Genomic DNA, 17559 nt, shown 5'->3' on the forward strand with positions numbered 1-17559 from the left:
GCCGTTCACATGGGTTCGAGAGGACGCCCGCCATGACCGCACGCACCGAACGCCAGCGCCCCGGCACCCCCATCTGGCGCGACTTCTGGACCAGCGACCCCGAGGGGACCGCGGAGTTCTTCCGTACGTTGTTCTCCAAGGACGTGGAGCCCGGGCTGATCGCGCTGGACGTTCCCGAGGGCAACCCGGAGATGGGCGGGTACACGACCGCGCAGCTCGGTGGGCGGCACGTGTTCGGCATCGGGCCGGCCATGCCCGGCGGCGGAGACGTGGCGGCGGTGTTCCTGGCTACCGACGACGCGGACGCCACCCACGCCAAGGCGTTGGAGCTGGGCGCCACGGAGAAGATCGGGCCCACCACGGTGGAGGGGCACGGCCGGTTCTCCGCGGTGACGGATCCGACCGGCGCGCTGGTGGCCTTCTACGAGAGCCACGGGATGCTGGGCTACGGCGCCGTGGACGAGCTCGGGTTCCCGTGCTGGCAGGACCTGTTGACGCCCGACGTGGCGGCGGCCGAGGCGTTCTACGGCGAGCTGTTCGGGCTGACCTTCGACCACCAGATGGCGCCCTACTCGGTGGCGCAGCTGGGGCAGGACGGGCTGTTCGGGTTCGGGCCGCTTGAGGCCGGCGAGGAGGCACTGTGGGTGCAGTACGCGCTGGTGCCACGGCTGGAGCCGGTGCTGGCGAAGGCGAAGGAGCTGGGGGCCGGCCAGGTGGGTGAGGTGATGGAGCTGGGCTTCGGGCGCTCGGCGCACCTGACCACTCCGGCGGGGGCGGCGTTCGGGTTGTTCGAGGGCTCCGAGGAGATGCGGGCGGAGATGGAGGAGGGCTGATGAGGGCCCCATCGCCCGACCCGGGAGCCACCTGGGCCATGGTGCACGAGGCACGGGCTGCGCTGGCAACGGATCTGGCAGGGCTCTCGGCGCAGCAGTGGGGGCACCGCACCCTGTGCTCCGCGTGGGACGTCCGCCACGTGACGGCGCACCTCACGGCGGCCGCCTCGACCGGGCGCTGGGCGTGGCTGCGCAGCATCGCCGCCGCGCGCTTCCGCCCGGACGTGCACAACGAACGCCGACTGCGTGAGCACCTCGGCGGGTCCCCGGCCGAGACGCTGGAGCGCTTCCGGCAGGTGGTCGACGCCACCGTCGCCCCCACAGGTGATCTCGGGGCCTGGCTGGGTGAGGTGGTGGTGCACTCGGAGGACATTCGCCATCCCCTGGGCCTTCCCGATCGATGCGACCCCGCTGCCGCTGCCGCCGTGGCGGCCTTCCTCGCCTCCCGCGACTTCGCCGTGCCGAGTCGCAGCCGCGTGAAGGGCCTGTCCCTGGCAGGGACGGACAGCGACTTCCACCGTGGCGAGGGACTCCGCATCGAGGGCCCCACCCTCGCCCTGGTCATGGTGATGGCCGGCCGCCGGTCGCACCTCGACAGGCTGGAGGGGCCCGGAGTCGCCCCTCTGGCCAGCCGCCTGACCTCGATGCGGTGAGCCTGGCTCACTAGTGTGGCGACGTGCGGAGCGACGAGGCCACGGACTTCCCAGCAGGATCGACCGATGAGAGGGAGTTGCTGCTGTCCTGGCTGGGCTACCTGCGCGGCGCTGTCCTCCGCAACCTGGCAGGAATGGACGACGACCAAGCGAGGTGGCGGCCGGATGGGGCACTCATCAGCCTGATCGGCATCGTCAACCACCTGACGCAGGTCGAGTGGCGATGGATCGACGGCGGAATGCTCGGACACACCACCTCGCGCAGCGAGGCCGAGTTCTCCCCCGGGCCGGAGCTCAGCCTGCCCACTGCCGTTGACGCCTACCAGAAACGGGCAGCGGAGACTGATGCCTTCATCCGATGCGCGGAGACCTTGACGATGCCGTGTTCCCTCCAGGAGGGGACCGATCTGCGCTGGGTGGTCCTCCACCTCATCAACGAGACGGCGCGTCATGCCGGTCACGCCGACGCGGTCCGCGAGTTACTGGACGGCACGCGAGGAGAGTGATCATGCGGTCACGGGGCCCTCTTCCCTCGTGCACACGATCTGGGTGAAAACCCTCTTGCCCCCCTCGATCCGGCCCTATGCTCGTGGGACTGGGGCCATCCGACACGACACTCCTGCGCCTGCGGGCGAAACTCACTCCCCGGTCACACCAGACCTGACGGCAGCCGTACGGCCTGCCCGGAACGAGGAGGACGAGATGCCCGTGACGCACCGCGCCAGCTGGGGAGTGGCTGTGGGGACCCTGGCCATGGTCGCCCTGTCAGCCTGTGCGCAGGACGACTGCCAGACGGGGAGGGAGACCCCCACCGAGGTGGTCTCCGCCCTGTTGACCGAGACGGGATCCGAGACGCACCTCGAGGCGGTGTGCGAGTTCTCCGGCGAGGGGTACGAGTCCAAGGTCAGCGACTGGCTGTGGGCGGTTCGAGACGCGTCCGGCGGTGAGGACGCAGCCTCGAAGCTCACCGTCCGTGAGCTGACCCAGGAGCAGATGGCGCGCGGGCACGTGGTGGAGGTGAGCAACACCGAGGGCCCGGTCGCAACGGTGACCGTGTGGGACGTCAGCGAGGACGGGGACCGCTACGTCGTGCAGCCGCACGACGAGGACATCCCCCGCTGACACGCTCACCGCATCAGGCCGTGGCCGCCTTCAGCGCGCGACCGGTGGCCGTGTCCGCGGCGGTGAGCTCCTCCGGGGTGCCGGTGAAGACCACCTCTCCGCCCTGGTGACCGGCGCCAGGCCCCACGTCGATGACGTGGTCGGCCTGGCTCACGACGTCGAGGTTGTGCTCGATGGCGATCACGGTCGCCCCACCATCCACCAGGCCCTGCAGCATCTCCACGAGCTGGGCAGTGTCGGCCATGTGCAGCCCCGAGCTCGGCTCGTCGAGCACGAAGATGTCCGACTCCTTCAGCTGCGAGGCCAGCTTCAGGCGCTGGCGCTCGCCGCCGGACAGTGTCGGCAACGGCTGGCCGAGCCGGATGTAGCCCAGCCCCACGTCCAGCAGCCGCCGCAGCAGGGTCTTGGCCTTGCCGGTGGTGAAGATCTCGGCCGCCTCGGCCACGGACAGGTCGAAGACGTCGGCGATGCTCATGCCGCGGAACTCGTACTCCAGCACGTCCTCACGGAAGCGCCGCCCGCCACACACCTCGCACGGGGTCGGGGCCGCGTTCTGCAGCGCGATCTCCGGGTAGATGACACCCGCCCCCTTGCACTCCGGGCAGGCACCCTCGGAGTTCGGGCTGAACAGCGCCGGCTTCACACCGTTGGCCTTCGCGAACTCACTGCGGATGGGGTCGAGCAGGCCCGTGTACGTCGCCGGGTTGGAGCGCCGCGAGCCCTTGATGGGGGTCTGGTCGATGACCAGCACGTCATCACGCTTGCCCAGGCTGCCGTGGATCAGCGAGCTCTTGCCCGAGCCCGCCACCCCGGTGACGGCCACGAGCACCCCGGTGGGCACATCCACATCGACACCCTTGAGGTTGTTGGTGCTCGCCCCGCGGATCTCGAGCTGCCCACCCGGCGTGCGCACCTCATCCCGCAGGGTGGGGCGGTGGTCGAGGTGCTCGGCGGTCACGGAGTCGGTCCCGGCCAGGCCGTCGAGGGGACCGGCGTAGACCACCTCACCGCCGGTGGTGCCCGAGCCCGGGCCGATGTCGATGACGTGGTCGGCCGCGGTGATGACCGCCGGCTTGTGCTCCACCACCAGGACGGTGTTCCCCGCATCGCGCAAGGAGCGCAGCAGGCCCACCATCTGCTCGATGTCGTGCGGGTGCAGACCCACGGTCGGCTCGTCGAAGACGTAGCTGATGTCGGTCAGGCTCGACCCGAGGTGGCGCACCATCTTGATGCGCTGCGCCTCGCCGCCCGAGAGGGTCGATGAGGTGCGGTCCAGCGACAGGTAGCCCAGGCCGATCTCGACCATCGCCTCCAGCATCCCGCCCAGCTTGGCCAGGGCCGGCTTGAGGCTGGGCTCGTCGAGCTGCTTGACCCACTCGGCCAGCTCGTCCACCTGCATCGCGGTGGCCTCCGGCAGGGTGATGCCGTGCACGGTGGCGGTGCGGGCCGCCTCGTTCAGGCGCGTGCCGTGGCACTCCGGGCAGGGCGCGGTGGTGGAGATCTTGTCCTTGTACGCCTTGATGTGGGCCTGCTTGGGCTCGCGGTCGCCGAACCAGGTGCGGCGGATGCGCGTGACCATGCCCTCGTAGGTCATGTTGATGTCGGCGAACTTCACCTTGGTGGCGTCCTGGTACATCAGCCAGTCCCACTCCTCGGCGGAGTAGTCGGCGACCTTCTTGGCCGGGTCGAGCTTGCCGCTCTCGGCGAAGATGCGCCACCCCCAGGAGTCCACCGGGTACCCGGGCACCAGGAGCGCCCCCTCATCGAGGGAGAGGGATCGGTCGACGATGAGGTCCTCGTCCAGGCTCGCGACGGTGCCGATCCCCTCGCACTCCGGGCACATGCCGCCGATGACCTCGAAGGTGGCCTTCTCGCCCTTCTTCGTCTCACCCTGCGCGTTCTTCTTGTCGACCTTGAGGATGCCGGAGCCCGTTGCCGACGCGACGTTGAAGCTGAACGCCTGCGAGCCGCCCACGTGGGGCTCGGACAGATGGCTCCACACGATGCGGAGGAGCGCAGCCGCATCGGTGGCCGTGCCGACCGTGGAGCGCGAGTTGGCGCCGATGCGCTCCTGGTCGACGATCACGGCGGCCGAGAGGTTCTCCAGGCTGTCGACGTCCGGGCGCGGGTTGGACGGCATGAACTGCTGCACGAACGAGGGGTAGGTCTCGTCGATGAGGCGGCGGGATTCCGCGGCGAGGGTGCCGAAGACCAAGGAGGACTTGCCCGAGCCGGACAGACCCGTGACCACGGTGAAGCGGCGCTTGGGGATGTCGACGTCGATGTTCTTGAGGTTGTTCACCCGGGCGCCACGCACGCGGATGGTGTCGTGGCGGTCGGCAGCATGGTTCTCGGTCACGGGGTCAGCGTAGAGCCGGGCGCCGACAACCTCGGATGTCGTTGGGCGCGCGGCGGATTGGGTGAGACGGGGGCGGTGGGGGGCTCACCGCATCAGGGCAGCGGACGCTTCATCCCCACGTGAGAGGTGGTGTACCCGAGGCGCTCGTAGAAGCGGTGGGCGTCCGTGCGGGAGGAGTCGGAGGTGAGCTGGGCGATGGTGGCGCCGTTCTCCGCGCCCCAGGCGTGCGCCCAGGTGATCATCGCGGCGCCGAGTCCTTGGCCGCGCGCGGAGGAGGCGATGCGGACGGCCTCGACCTGCAGGCGCGTCGCGCCCGCGCGCGAGAGGCCGGGCAGGAGGGTGAGGTGCATGGTGCCGGCGAGGGGTGTGGCTGGGTCTGTGCCGTCTGTTGCGCGGACCACGGCGAGGAAGTGGGAGGGCTCAGCCTGGATGGCGGCGAACGCGGCCTCGTAGGGGGTCGGGTCGTCGACCTCCCGCGTGGCGCCCAGGTGGTCGTCGCGCAGGAGGGCGATGAGGGCGGGGAGGTCGCTCTGGCGCGCCCTCTCGATGCGGTGACCGGGCGGGAGGTGGGCGTCGGGAGTGGGCATGGGGAGAGCGTGGCACGCGCGACTGGGTGGGCCGTCTCGCCGTGGTGGGTGGGTTGTCCACAGGTCGATGGGGTGAGCTTCCGGGCGGTGGGCGCTCGTCCACATGTTCTAGATTGGGGTTGCGGTGTGCGATTGTTTGTACTAGGGTGGGGGTAGTCGGTCAAGCAGGGGGCTTGGCCGGATCACCCGGGGAAAGGGGGCACGCGATGGACGACCTGTTCGACGGACTCCGCGCGGCGCCCGCTGCGCCGCGGATGGCCGCGCCCGGTGGCGCGGTTGCGGGGCAGGATCCGGCGGTGAAGGCCCGTGAGCTGTTGGCCCACGCGCACACCACCCTGGACGAGCTCATGGCGACCATGGCCCTGCTCGGTGAGCGCCCCGAAGAGCTGGGCACCCCGTTCCTGGAGTGGCTCGTCAAGGAAGTCCAGACCCTCGGCAACCGCCACGACCGGCTCCGCGTGCGGGCCCTGGACGTCGTCCGGGCCACCCGGGAGGTGGGGAACGCGCATCACGAGAACGATGCCCAGTTCACTGCCGGACGCACTCGCACGCGGCGTGCCCAGGCGGGGCGGGATGCTGACCTGGCCAAGGCCCTGGGAAACCACACACCCACACCCCCACCGGGCCCCGGCAGCGACGGCGCGGGCGGACCGAGCGGTCCCGGCAGCGACGGTCCGGGACTGCTGAACGGTGGCCACAGCAGCGGCAGTCCTACCAGTGGGCTGGTGCAGACGCCGACCGCGGCTGCGTGGGACGCGGGGTTGATCACGCGGGATCACGCGTTGATCATCACCCGCGCCCTGGACGACCTCCCCGACCACCTCACCACCGAACAACGGCACACCGTCGAGCTCGATCTGGTCGCCAAGGCGAAGCAGATGAATCCCACCCGGTTGGGCAAGGCCGCCAAGCGCGCCCTCGGGGCCCTCAACCTCCCGGTCGAGGAGGTCGATGCGCACCACAACGAACTGGTCCACGCCGAGGAAACCGCCGCCTGGGACGCCACGAGTTTCTGGATGAAGGACAACCACGACGGCACCTGGTTCGGACAGTTCACCCTCCCGGCCCTGCAGGCCCAGATGCTCAAGAAGGCCCTGGACTCCATGACCAGCCCCCGCCGCCACACCAACGCCAACAGCACGGCGGGCAGCGGCAACATGGCGACCGGTTCTGCGTGGACGGGTGATGTCCGGTTCGACCGGGAGCTGCGTGACCAGCAGCGGGGTCAGGCACTGGCCGAGCTGATCGACCACCTGCCCACCGATCACCTGCACCCCAAGATCAACACCATCCTGCTGGTGACCACCGACCTGGAGACCCTCCGCGGTGAGACCGACCGGGTCGGAATCACCGACACCGGGGATGACGTCTCAGCCGGACAGGTCCGCCGGCTGGCCAGCAACGCAGCCCTGATCCCGATCGTCATGAACGGCGCCAGCGTCCCACTGGACCTCGGACGCAAACGACGATCCTTCACCGAATCCCAAAAAGCAGCCCTGGCCACCAAGTACACCGAGTGTGCGGAGGAGGACTGTGACCGGCCCTTCGCCTGGTGCGAGATCCACCACGCCGACCCCTGGCGACCGGTCTACGCACCCGACGGCACCCTCCTACACCCCGGCGGCGGCAGAACAGACCTCTCCAACGGCATACCCCTGTGCGGCAGACACCACCGACAGATGGACGACCCCCGGCTGAAACACACCATCACCCACGACGCAGATGGGCGCGCCACCGTGAAATTCACCTGGCGACGCCCCGGCGAACCCTGGAAGCAGACCAGGTACCCACCCGACCCGACAGGCAGCCCTTCCGACAACTCCCCGGCACAGCCTGCCCGCAACACCGAAGGACCCGGTGACCACGCGACAGGCGTCAGGCACACCGCCGTGACACATGGCGGGAGCCCGCCACAGGATCAACCTGCAACGGGCTCCCGGCAACGGAGCGGGGTGACTCAGACGTGACGACGAGTGGTGACCACGCGGAAGCGGTTGCTGATGAAGGCCGCGTCAGCGTAGGCAGCATTGGCCGCCGGGTTGGCACCGGTTCCGTGGAAGTCGCTGAACGCAGCCGTCTGGTTCACGAAGATCTGACCCATGAGGTTCTCGCTGAGGGCCACACCCGCATCGGCTGCAGCCTCGCGGGAGTCGGCCAGCACACCCTCGTCGGTCGAGTACACGGCCATGGTCATGGCGCCGTGCTCCTGAACCGTGTCCGTGACGATCTGCAGGGACTCGTCGGTGGAGTCGGTCTTGATGACGAAGACCACCGGGCCGAAGCACTCCTGGCTGTAGGCATCCCGCTTGTCCGAGTCCAGCAGGATGATGCCGGGCGTGCGGACGACGGCGTCGGGGAACTTCGGGTGCTCCACCTCCCGCGGCTCCAGAACGGGCTGACCCCCCAGTCGCTCGGCCAGGCCAGCGAAGTCGTTGGCACGGGCACGCACGTCATCGTTCACCGTGGCACCGAGGATCTCGACAGCCTTGGCGTCCTCCTTGTTGAAGGCGGTGATGGCCTTGCCCAGGGAGGTGGCGAACTCCTCGGCGGTGAGCTCACCGTCGGGGGTGTTGATCCCGGACGCCTTCACGTACACGTTCTGCGGCGCAGTGCACATCTGACCGGAGTACAGCGAGAACGAGAAGGCCAGGTTGCCCGTGGCAGCGCGCAGGTCCGAGAAGGAATCGACCACCACCGAGTTCAGGCCGGCCTTCTCCGTGTAGACCAGCTTGCCCGCAGCAGCGGCCTCGGTCTCCAGCCACCCACCGAACCCGGGGCCACCCGTGTAGTCGATGATCTTCACGGCCGGGTGCAGGGCGAGGTCCTTGGCCAGGGTGCCACCGGTCTCCTCCGGCGCCAGCTGGACGAGCGCCGCATCGAAGCCGGCCTCGACGAGCACCTCCCGGGCAACCTCGACGGTGATGGCCAGCGGCAGGATCGCCTGCGGGTGGGGCTTGATGACCACCGGGTTGGCCGTGGCCAGCGAGGCGAAGATCCCCGGGTAGGCGTTCCACGTGGGGAAGGTGTTGCAGCCGATGACCAGACCGACACCACGGCCGACGACGCGATAGTCCTTCTGCATGCGGATCGGCTCGCCCTTGGCCGGCTTCTCCCAGACGACGGACTCCGGAACCTTGCGCTGCTCGGCAAGGGCCACGGTGACGGCCTCCAGGGCGCGGTCCTGTGCGTGCGGGCCACCGGCCTGGAAGGCCATGACGAACGGCTGACCAGAGGTGTGCATGACCGCCTGAGCCATCTCGAACCCGCGGGCGTTGATGCGGTCGATGATCTCCACACAGACGGCGGCACGGGCCTCGGGGCCGGCGTTGCGCCACGCCTTGGCGGCTGCGGTGGCGGCCTCCAAGGCCGCGTCGACGTCGAGCTGCGGGTAGGTGACACCGAGCTCAGGCCCGTAGGGCGACTTCTCCCCGCCGACCCACTGGCCGGTGGTGGGCTGGTCACCGAGGGAGGAGAACTGCTGGCCGAGATGGCCCTCGTGGGCCTTCAGGCCGTTCGGGGCAGCGTCCTCGCCGTGCACCTTGGGCGACGGCGACTCGTTGTAGCGGCTGTGGAACGAGCGGGCCTCCAGTGCGGCCGTGGCGTCAGCGAGCGCGTCACGGTGCTTCTCCACCAGCGCCGTGGCGCCCTCGGGGACGATCGCCGGAGTGGTCGTGGTGGCCTGCGGGGACACGGTCGTCTCAGTCATGGCCCCAGACTAGTGAGCCGACTCACCCTGCCCAACCGGTGTCGGCCGCCCACCGCCCATGAGGGGACGCCCTGCAGGGCGGAGCGCAGGGCCCCACACTGGACCCATGGCACCCACGGCACGGACCTCCGCGGCGGAGCGGTTCTCGGACCTGAACGCCCTGTTCATCAACTGCACCCTGAAGCCGGGCGACCAGACATCGAACACCCAGGGGCTGATGGACGTCGTCATCGGCCACATGCGCTCCCAAGGTGTGTCGGTGGACGTCGTCCGCGCTGTGAACCACGACATCGCCCCCGGTGTCCAGCCCGACATGCGCGAGGAGGGGGCTGCGTCCGACGACTGGCCCGCCCTGACCGAGCGGGTGCTGGCTGCGGACATCCTGGTCATCGGCACGCCCATCTGGCTGGGGGACAAGTCCAGCGTGGCCACGCGGGTGGTCGAGCGGCTGTACTCCCTGTCGGGGTGGCTGAACGAGAAGGACCAGTCCGTCTTCTACGGCAAGGTGGGTGGTGCGGTCGTCACGGGCAACGAGGACGGCATCAAGCACGTCGCCATGAACCTGCTCTACTCCCTCGGCCACATCGGGTACACGATTCCCCCGCAGGCCGATGCGGGGTGGGTTGGCGAGGCCGGTCCCGGCCCCTCCTACCTGGACGAGGGTTCCGGCGGGCCGGAGAACGAGTTCACGCAGCAGAACTCCCGGATCTTGGCGTGGAACCTCATGCACTTCGCCTCGATGCTGAAGGAGGCCGGCGGGATCCCCGCCGAGGGCAACACCCGCTGATCGGACAGGTCGTGGCCGGCTGCCCACCGGCGCCCTGCTGAGGCGACGCGCGGCGGGCCCACCGGCACCACACCCGGGAGCACCACGACGGGCGGCTGCTTGACTGGCCCCATGAGTTCGCCGGAGCACACCAACAGCCCCCTCGCCACCAGCGATCGACCCGGGACGGACGATGCGGAACGCCTCACCGTCGCGGTGATCGGTGCAGGATCGATGGGGGCAGGCATCGCCCAGGTGGCCGCGCAGGCCGGGCACGAGGTGCACCTGGTGGACGTCCGCGAGGGCGCCGCCGCGCAGGCGGTCCAGGGGTTGGCAGCCACGCTGCGGAAGCTGGCGGGCAAGGGCAAGATCTCCGAGGCCGATGCCGAGGCCACCATCGAGCGCCTGGTGGTGGGGCCTGCTGCACACGGAGACCTGGCGTCCCTGCCACCGGTGGGACTCGTCATCGAGGCCGCCGTGGAGCGCCTCGACGTGAAGCAGGAGGTGTTCCGGACGCTCGGCGAGCACCAGGGCCCGGACACGATCCTGGCGAGCAACACCTCCAGCCTGGACATCGCCGCCATCGCCGAGGGGGTGGCACAGCCGGGCCGGGTGATCGGCCTGCACTTCTTCAACCCGCCACCGCTGATGAAGCTGGTGGAGGTCATCCGTGGCACACAGTCCGACGATGCCGTCCTCGAGGCCGCCACGGACCTGATGCGGACGTGGGGCAAGACTCCGGTGAGGTGCACCTCGACGCCGGGCTTCATCGTGAACCGGGTGGCGCGTCCGTTCTACGGCGAGGCCCAGCGGATGGCGCAGCGGGGAAGCGCGTCCCCGGCGGACCTGGACCTGGCGCTGACGCAGTACGGCGGGTTCGCGATGGGGCCGTTCCGGCTCACCGACCTGATCGGGCAGGACGTGAACTACGCCGTGGGACACAGTGTGTGGGAGCAGACCGACCGCGACCCCCGGTACGAGCCCACCGGGTTCCAGGACGAGCTGGTCAAGGCCGGCACCCTGGGGCGCAAGACCGGCAGCGGCGTGTACCAGTACGACGCGGACGGCAGGCCGACCGATGCCGAGGGTGACGAGTTCGCCGCCCGCGCACTGGCCAAGGGCCCGGTGGAGACCAACGTGGTGGGCCGCACGATCGCGATGCTGGTGAACGAGGCCGTGGACCTGGTGCACCGTGGGGAGGCGTCCCGCGAGGACGTGGACACCGCCATGAGGCTGGGGACGAACTACCCCAAGGGGCCTTTCGAGTGGCTGGACGAGCTGGGTGCGGAGAAGGTGCTGGCCGACCTGCGGGTGATGGATGCGGCGTACCCGACGGGTCGGTACCGGCCCAGCGAGGCGCTGGTGGCGATGGTCGAGGGCGGCGATGCTGGACGCGCGGGAGCGGTGACGGACGCCGAGGAGCGGGCATGACCTGGCACGACGGACTGCGGGCCACGACGACCGATGGCACCGACCTCGCTCACGTGCGGTCGATGTGGGAGATCGATGGGGCGTCGGCGCACCTGGGCATCGAGGTGCTGGACCTGGACAGGGTCGAGGGCCTGGGCCGGGCGGTGGCGTCGATGACGATCACCGACACGATGGTGAACGGCCACGGCACGACCCACGGCGGCATGGTGTTCACCTTCTGCGACAGCGTGTTCGCACTGACCTGCAACACCTCGGGCGTGACCACCGTGGCGGCGCACTGCGACATCGACTTCCTGGCCGCCACGCAGCTCGGTGACGTGCTGGTGGCAGTGGGCACCGAGCGGTTCCGGTGGGGTCGCAACGGCATGACCGATGTGGTGGTGCACCGGGCGCCCGCCGGAGTGCACCTGCCGAGTGGCGGCGACCCCGTGCCCCAGGACCTGTCCGCATGGCCGGTGGTGGCCGTGTTCACTGGACGCAGCAAAGCACTGCCGCGCCGCTGACCCGGCACCGCCTGGCCTGCTGGGATCCGCCCCCCGACGTGGGCCGGCTCACAGCCCCTGCGGCACACTGGCGAACATGCGCACGGAGACGCCTGACCTGCCGGCGCTGCCCACCATCGACGACCGGCCGGACCTCTACGACGAGGCCGAGAACTGGTCGGTCGACCGGCTGCGCGAGCACCAGTTGGAGCAGCTCCAGTGGTCGGTCCGGCACGCCTACGAGAACGTGCCCCACTACAAGCGGGCGCTCGATGGGGTCGGGGCCACGCCCGACGACATCACCGAGCTCAGCGACCTCGCCAAGCTGCCGTTCACGTCCAAGGCCGAGCTGCGCGAGAACTACCCCTTCGGCATGTTCGCGGTGCCCCGCGAGGAGGTCGTGCGGGTGCACGCCTCATCGGGCACCACCGGCCGCCCCACGGTGGTGGGCTACACGGCGCAGGACATCGACACCTGGGCCGGTGTCATGGCACGCTCCATCCGCGCCGCGGGCGGGCGGCCGGGCGACCTGCTCCAGGTCAGCTACGGCTACGGCCTTTTCACCGGCGGACTGGGCGCCCACTACGGCGCAGAACACTTGGGCTGCACCGTCATTCCCATGAGCGGTGGACAGACCGAGAAGCAGATCCAGCTCATTCAGGACTTCCAGCCACGCACCATCATGGTCACGCCCAGCTACTTCCTGGCGGTGCTCGACCAGATGGAGGCCGAGGGCATCGACCCGCGCGAGACCTCCTTGGAGATCGGCATCTTCGGCGCCGAGCCGTGGACCGAGGCGATGCGGCAGGAGATCGAGACCCGCGCCGGCATGCACGCCACCGACATCTTCGGCCTCTCGGAGGTGATGGGACCCGGCGTCGCCCAGGAGTGCGTGGAGACCAAGGACGGCCTGCACATCTGGGAGGACCACTTCTACCCCGAGGTCGTGAACCCGCTCACCGGGGAGCCCGTGGCCGACGGTCAGGTGGGCGAGCTGGTGTTCACCTCGCTGTTCAAGCAGGCGATGCCGGTGCTCCGCTACCGCACGCGCGACCTCACCAAGCTGCTGCCCGGCACCGCCCGCCCGGGGATGCGGCGGATGGAGAAGGTCACCGGCCGCACCGACGACCTGATGATCGTGCGCGGCGTGAACGTCTACCCGACGCAGATCGAGGAGATCGTGCTGGCCGTCGATGGCCTGAGCCCCCACTTCCAGTGTGTGCTCACCCGGCCCGGGCGGATGGACGAGCTGACGATCCGCATCGAGGCGCAGCCCACGGTGCAGGACCACCAGTACGAGGCGCTCGCGGCCGTGGTGAGGCACGAGGTGAAGAGCCGCATCGGCACCAGCGCGCGGGTCGAGGTGGGTGGTGAGGGCACCATCGAACGGTCCGTGGGCAAGGCGCGGCGGATCGTGGACGAGCGCAACCGCTGAGGGGGAAGGCCGCGTGGTCAGCGCGGCGGGACGACCTCGGCCTCACGGGCGAGCAGACCGTTGACCAGCCCGGCAAGGGCCCGGGCATCGCGGGTGCCGACGAGCACGCGGTGGCCGTCAGCCAGGTCGAGCTCCACCAGCTGCGGCGCCGCAGGGGCATACCGGCGCATGGCACCGAACCCCTCCTCCTTCGGCAGCGGCCGGGCAGCCCGGAGCTCGTGCAGCGGCAGCGCCTCGCGCACGTCACCGCCCCGCCACGACGCGATGCGGACTCCCCGGCGCGACACGGTGGTCACCACAGCGCTGGTGTCGAGGGCCTGGACCACCAAGTAACCACCCCAGGCCAGCACGAAGGCGCCGATGAGGAACAGCTCCCCCGCCGCGACCGGCGGGGACCAGGCCCAGACGGCGACGACGCTGAAGCCGACGATGAGGGCGAGGTGCCACGGCCCGAACAATCGGACCGGCCGCTCGCGCCAGGCCACGTGCTCCCCGGGGGCGAGGCGGGTGGCCTCGAGGTCCTCGGGCGGCGGATGCGGCGTGCGTGAGTGGGACCGCCCGATGGGGTCGGGCTGGCCATGCACACCGGGCTGGGTGAGGGCGCCGGAGGGGTTGTGCAGACCGGCAGAGTTCCCCGACGGGGCACCCACGCCCGACTGCCTCCACCTTGCGTCGTCCACCGACCAGACGCGACGCGCCACCGACGAGGCCACCAGCCACGCCACCATGCTGATCGGGAAGGTCAGGGGGCGCAGCGCTGCCAGGTCGCCCGGGAAGTGGCCCAGCTCGGCGAACCGGGCCACGACGGCAACGGCAAACGTCGCCACGCCCGCCGCGAGTCCACCGATGAGGTCTGCTCCGGTACGGCGGACGTCGTGGGCGAGCAACCAGTCACCGACGGCACCTGACTCGTAGACGGTGCCCGGGTGCTGGCCGGCTGCGGGCTGGTGCTTGGCGCGCCACCGGGCCCACCCCCATCGAGCCACGAGGGCACCCCAGACGACCACGAGGACCACGGTCACCCAGACGAACCACGGGTCACCCCAGAGCGCCTCTCCCCACCCGCTCATGCCGTCGCCTCCCGCACGATCCGCAGCGCACCCTCCCGGTCGACGCCCAGCCGTCGGCACTCGGCCACGAACTCGGCCGCGAGCCTGCTGAGGCGCACGACACCCGCCCGTTCGGCACCGGCCAGCACCACGGCACCACGGCCCCGTCGGAGGTCGAGCAGCCCCTCGTCCGCGAGCTCCCGGTAGCCCCGCAGCACCGTGTGGATGTTGACCTCCAGCAGGTCGGCCAGCTCGCGCGCCGCCGGCAGCCGGTCACCGGGGGCGAGGTCACCACCCTCCAGGGCGCGACGCACCGCATCGGCCACCTGGGTGAACAGCGGGCGGTCATCAGCGGGATCGAGTCGCCAGAGCATGCCCCGACCGTAGCAGTTGTTCTAGTTCATCTATCACTTTGTCGCCGCATCCCTCCCTCCACACCCACGTGGGATGCGCCCACCCACCCCACCCTCACAGGTGAGGGTCGCCTGACCCACACGCAACCTACGAGCGGCCGTAGTATTGCCCCGTCAGGGGCACCGCGCCACACACTGCACCAGTCCGTGCGGGCCCATGGGTTCTCGCCGCTGGGAGCAGGCATGGACGCACTCGAACTGGCCCGTTGGCAGTTCGGCATCACGACCGTCTACCACTTCTTCTTCGTTCCGATCACCATCGGGCTGAGCTTCGTGGTCGCACTGATGCAGACCCTCTGGATCCGCACCCGCAACCCGGAGTGGCTGCGGCTGAGCAAGTTCTACGGCAAGCTCTTCACCATCAACTTCGCGCTGGGCCTGGTCACCGGCATCGTGCAGGAGTTCCAGTTCGGCATGAACTGGTCGGACTACTCCCGCTTCGTCGGCGACATCTTCGGCGCCCCGCTCGCCATCGAGGCCCTGCTGGCCTTCTTCCTGGAGTCCACCTTCCTGGGCCTGTGGCTGTTCGGGTGGGGTCGCATCCCGGAGGTGCTGCACAACGCGGCCATCTGGCTGGTGCACATCGGCACCGCACTGAGCGCCTACTTCATCCTGGCCGCCAACTCGTTCATGCAGCACCCGGTGGGTTACGAGAACAACCCTGAGACCGGGCGCGCGGAGCTGGTGGACTTCTGGGCCGTGCTCACCAACAAGGTGCAGCTGGTCACCTTCCCGCACGTCATGGCCGCAGCCACGATGACGGGCGCCGGCCTGGTGGTCGCCGTCGCCGGCTGGCACCTGTGGCGCAAGAAGTTCCCGAAGGACGCCGGCATGTACCGCAAGGCCCTCCGCCTGGGTGCGTGGATGCTCCTCATCGGTGGTCTGGGCACCGCCGTCACCGGTGACATCCAGGGCAAGATCATGACCGAGGTGCAGCCCATGAAGATGGCTGCCGCCGAGGGCCTGTACGAGAGCGACGAGCACTGCGCCGACTTCTCCATCCTCACCATCGGCACCCCCGACGGCCAGAGCGAGAAGTTCGCCATCACCGTCCCCTGCGTGCTGAGCTACCTGGCCACGGGCGACTTCAACGGCGAGGTCAAGGGCATCGACGAGCTCAAGGAGATCTACGCCGAGGAGTACGGCAACTCCGGTGAGGCCCGCCTCGAGGTGAGCGACTACACCCCGAACATCCCGGTGACTTACTGGTCCTTCCGCTGGATGATCGGCATGGGCATGATCGGCGCCGCCGCGGCCGCCGCGCTGCTGTGGGCCACCCGCGGTGACCGCACCCAGCTCAACAGCAAGTGGTGGTTCCCGGCCACGCTGCTGGCCCTGTTCGGACCACTGCTGGCCAACAGCCTGGGCTGGATCTTCACCGAGATGGGCCGTCAGCCGTGGGTGGTGTTCGGCCTGATGAACACCGAGGACGGTGTCTCCCCCGGCGTGGGTGCCACCGAGGTGCTCATCTCGATGCTGGTGTTCACCCTCCTCTACGGCGCCCTCGCCCTCGTCGAGGTGAAGCTGATGGTGAAGTACGCCTCCGCCGGTGCCGAGCACGTGGACACCGAGAAGGCCCAGCGCCTCACGGCCGACGACGAACCGCACGTGTTCGCCTACTGAGCACCTCGAGACCAACGGAAGACACGGAATCGCCATGGAACTCTCCATCATCTGGTTCGTCCTGATCGCCGTCCTGTGGATCGGCTACTTCGTCCTCGAGGGGTTCGACTACGGCGTCGGCATGCTGGTGCCCGTGCTGGGCCGCGACGCGGACCCGGCCGTGGCGGAGCGCAAGCGCCGCCAGGTGCTCAACACCATCGGCCCCCACTGGGACGGCAACGAGGTGTGGCTGCTCACCGCCGGTGGTGCCACCTTCGCGGCCTTCCCGCACTGGTACGCCACCCTGTTCAGCGGCTTCTACCTGCCCCTGCTGATCATCCTGGTGGGCCTCATCCTGCGCGGTATGGCCATCGAGTACCGCCACAAGCAGGACGACGACACCTGGCGTGCGCGCTGGGACATCGCCCTGGTGGTGGGTTCGTTCATCCCCGCACTGCTGTGGGGTGTGGCGTTCACCAACATCGTCGTGGGCGTGCCGATCGACGCCGACATGGAGTACACCGGCACCCTGTGGACCCTGCTGAACCCGCTGGCGCTGCTCGGTGGTCTGGCCACGCTCACGGTCTTCCTCACCCACGGTGCGTTGTTCGTGGCGCTGAAGACCGTCGGGGAGGTGCGCCACCAGGCCCGCGGCATCGCCCTGAAGGTGGGCATCGTGGCCGCCGTGCTCACGCTGGCGTGGCTGGTCTGGGTCATGAGCCTGACCGGAGACATGGTCAGCTGGGTGCTGGCCGTGGCCGGCGCGCTGATCTTCGTGGCCGGCCTGGCCCTGGCGGCCAAGGGTTCCGAGAAGGGCGCCTTCTGGTGCAGCTTCGTGGCGATCGCCCTGGTGGTGGCCTCGCTGTTCGTGGCCCTGTTCCCGGACGTCATGCCCTCCTCCACGAACGAGGCCTGGTCGCTGACGCACGAGAACGCCTCGTCCTCGCAGTACACCCTCACGATCATGACCTGGGTGGCCGTGCTGCTGACCCCGGTGGTGCTGGCCTACCAGGCCTGGACCTACTGGGTGTTCCGCAAGCGCATCAGCACCGACGACATCCCGGAGCCGGCCCCCATCGGCACCGAGGCCACGCGCGAGCTCGCGCAGAAGGTGTGACCGC

The 17559-nt window shown here is 69.6% G+C and carries 16 protein-coding genes; 11 read left to right on the forward strand and 5 right to left on the reverse strand.

Annotated elements, in window-relative coordinates; genetic code table 11:
- Positions 1 to 32: 32 nt before the first annotated feature.
- The 4 genes from ACEY2A_RS08600 (at position 33) to ACEY2A_RS08615 (ending at position 2608) form a co-directional block, all read left to right on the forward strand.
- Positions 33 to 833, forward strand: coding sequence for a VOC family protein (locus ACEY2A_RS08600; protein WP_374928191.1), 801 nt, complete (start codon positions 33 to 35; stop codon positions 831 to 833).
- Positions 833 to 1486, forward strand: a complete 654-nt coding sequence (locus ACEY2A_RS08605) for a maleylpyruvate isomerase family mycothiol-dependent enzyme (protein WP_374928192.1) — start codon at positions 833 to 835, stop codon at positions 1484 to 1486. Before ACEY2A_RS08600 ends, ACEY2A_RS08605 begins: the two co-directional genes overlap by 1 nt.
- A 23-nt stretch (positions 1487 to 1509) precedes the next feature.
- Complete coding sequence (locus ACEY2A_RS08610; RefSeq protein WP_374928193.1) at positions 1510 to 1992, forward strand: DUF664 domain-containing protein; 483 nt, start codon at positions 1510 to 1512, stop codon at positions 1990 to 1992.
- Positions 1993 to 2188: 196 nt separating this feature from the next.
- Positions 2189 to 2608, forward strand: a complete 420-nt coding sequence (locus ACEY2A_RS08615; protein ID WP_374928194.1) for a hypothetical protein — start codon at positions 2189 to 2191, stop codon at positions 2606 to 2608.
- A 13-nt stretch (positions 2609 to 2621) separates the two neighbouring features.
- Here the strand turns inward: ACEY2A_RS08615 and ACEY2A_RS08620 are convergent, their stop codons facing one another.
- Positions 2622 to 4967, reverse strand: coding sequence for an excinuclease ABC subunit UvrA (locus tag ACEY2A_RS08620; protein WP_374928195.1), 2346 nt, complete (start codon positions 4965 to 4967; stop codon positions 2622 to 2624).
- A 92-nt stretch (positions 4968 to 5059) separates the two neighbouring features.
- Positions 5060 to 5554 carry a GNAT family N-acetyltransferase gene (locus tag ACEY2A_RS08625; RefSeq protein WP_374928196.1) on the reverse strand — a complete coding sequence of 165 codons (495 nt, stop codon included), beginning with the start codon at positions 5552 to 5554 and terminating at the stop codon, positions 5060 to 5062.
- Between the two features lie 206 nt (positions 5555 to 5760).
- On the opposite strand from ACEY2A_RS08625, the gene ACEY2A_RS08630 reads away from it, so the two are divergent.
- The gene (locus ACEY2A_RS08630) at positions 5761 to 7521 is read left to right on the forward strand and encodes a DUF222 domain-containing protein (RefSeq protein ID WP_374928197.1); all 1761 of its coding nucleotides are present in this window, start codon (positions 5761 to 5763) and stop codon (positions 7519 to 7521) included.
- Here ACEY2A_RS08630 and paaN read toward each other — a convergent pair.
- Positions 7512 to 9260, reverse strand: a complete 1749-nt coding sequence (gene paaN / locus ACEY2A_RS08635) for a phenylacetic acid degradation protein PaaN (RefSeq protein ID WP_374928198.1) — start codon at positions 9258 to 9260, stop codon at positions 7512 to 7514. The genes ACEY2A_RS08630 and paaN overlap by 10 nt on opposite strands.
- A 106-nt stretch (positions 9261 to 9366) precedes the next feature.
- Between paaN and ACEY2A_RS08640 the strand changes: the two genes are divergently transcribed.
- The 4 genes from ACEY2A_RS08640 to paaK all read left to right on the forward strand — a co-directional run bounded on the left by ACEY2A_RS08640 (position 9367) and on the right by paaK (position 13374).
- Positions 9367 to 10047 carry a flavodoxin family protein gene (locus tag ACEY2A_RS08640; protein WP_374928199.1) on the forward strand — a complete coding sequence of 227 codons (681 nt, stop codon included), beginning with the start codon at positions 9367 to 9369 and terminating at the stop codon, positions 10045 to 10047.
- 111 nt (positions 10048 to 10158) lie between these two features.
- Positions 10159 to 11457 (forward strand): 3-hydroxyacyl-CoA dehydrogenase NAD-binding domain-containing protein, encoded by a 1299-nt coding sequence (locus tag ACEY2A_RS08645; RefSeq protein WP_374928200.1) that lies wholly within the window; start codon positions 10159 to 10161, stop codon positions 11455 to 11457.
- Positions 11454 to 11960, forward strand: coding sequence for a hotdog fold thioesterase (locus tag ACEY2A_RS08650; protein ID WP_374928201.1), 507 nt, complete (start codon positions 11454 to 11456; stop codon positions 11958 to 11960). The genes ACEY2A_RS08645 and ACEY2A_RS08650 overlap by 4 nt, the downstream gene beginning before the upstream one ends.
- Positions 11961 to 12036: 76 nt before the next feature.
- Positions 12037 to 13374 (forward strand): phenylacetate--CoA ligase PaaK, encoded by a 1338-nt coding sequence (paaK, locus tag ACEY2A_RS08655; RefSeq protein WP_374928202.1) that lies wholly within the window; start codon positions 12037 to 12039, stop codon positions 13372 to 13374.
- Between the two features lie 17 nt (positions 13375 to 13391).
- Here paaK and ACEY2A_RS08660 read toward each other — a convergent pair whose 3' ends face one another.
- Positions 13392 to 14444: a hypothetical protein gene (locus ACEY2A_RS08660; RefSeq protein ID WP_374928203.1), complete on the reverse strand. Its 1053-nt coding sequence runs from the start codon at positions 14442 to 14444 to the stop codon at positions 13392 to 13394.
- Positions 14441 to 14797, reverse strand: a complete 357-nt coding sequence (locus ACEY2A_RS08665) for a GntR family transcriptional regulator (protein ID WP_374928204.1) — start codon at positions 14795 to 14797, stop codon at positions 14441 to 14443. The genes ACEY2A_RS08660 and ACEY2A_RS08665 overlap by 4 nt, the downstream gene beginning before the upstream one ends.
- Before the next feature lie 222 nt (positions 14798 to 15019).
- Between ACEY2A_RS08665 and ACEY2A_RS08670 the strand changes: the two genes are divergently transcribed.
- Positions 15020 to 16459 carry a cytochrome ubiquinol oxidase subunit I gene (locus ACEY2A_RS08670; protein WP_374928205.1) on the forward strand — a complete coding sequence of 480 codons (1440 nt, stop codon included), beginning with the start codon at positions 15020 to 15022 and terminating at the stop codon, positions 16457 to 16459.
- A gap of 34 nt (positions 16460 to 16493) precedes the next feature.
- Positions 16494 to 17555 (forward strand): cytochrome d ubiquinol oxidase subunit II, encoded by a 1062-nt coding sequence (cydB, locus tag ACEY2A_RS08675; RefSeq protein ID WP_374928206.1) that lies wholly within the window; start codon positions 16494 to 16496, stop codon positions 17553 to 17555.
- Positions 17556 to 17559 lie beyond the last annotated feature (4 nt).

It is taken from the genome of Kytococcus sedentarius (genome assembly GCF_041937525.1).
Classification (GTDB): domain Bacteria; phylum Actinomycetota; class Actinomycetes; order Actinomycetales; family Dermatophilaceae; genus Kytococcus; species Kytococcus sedentarius_A.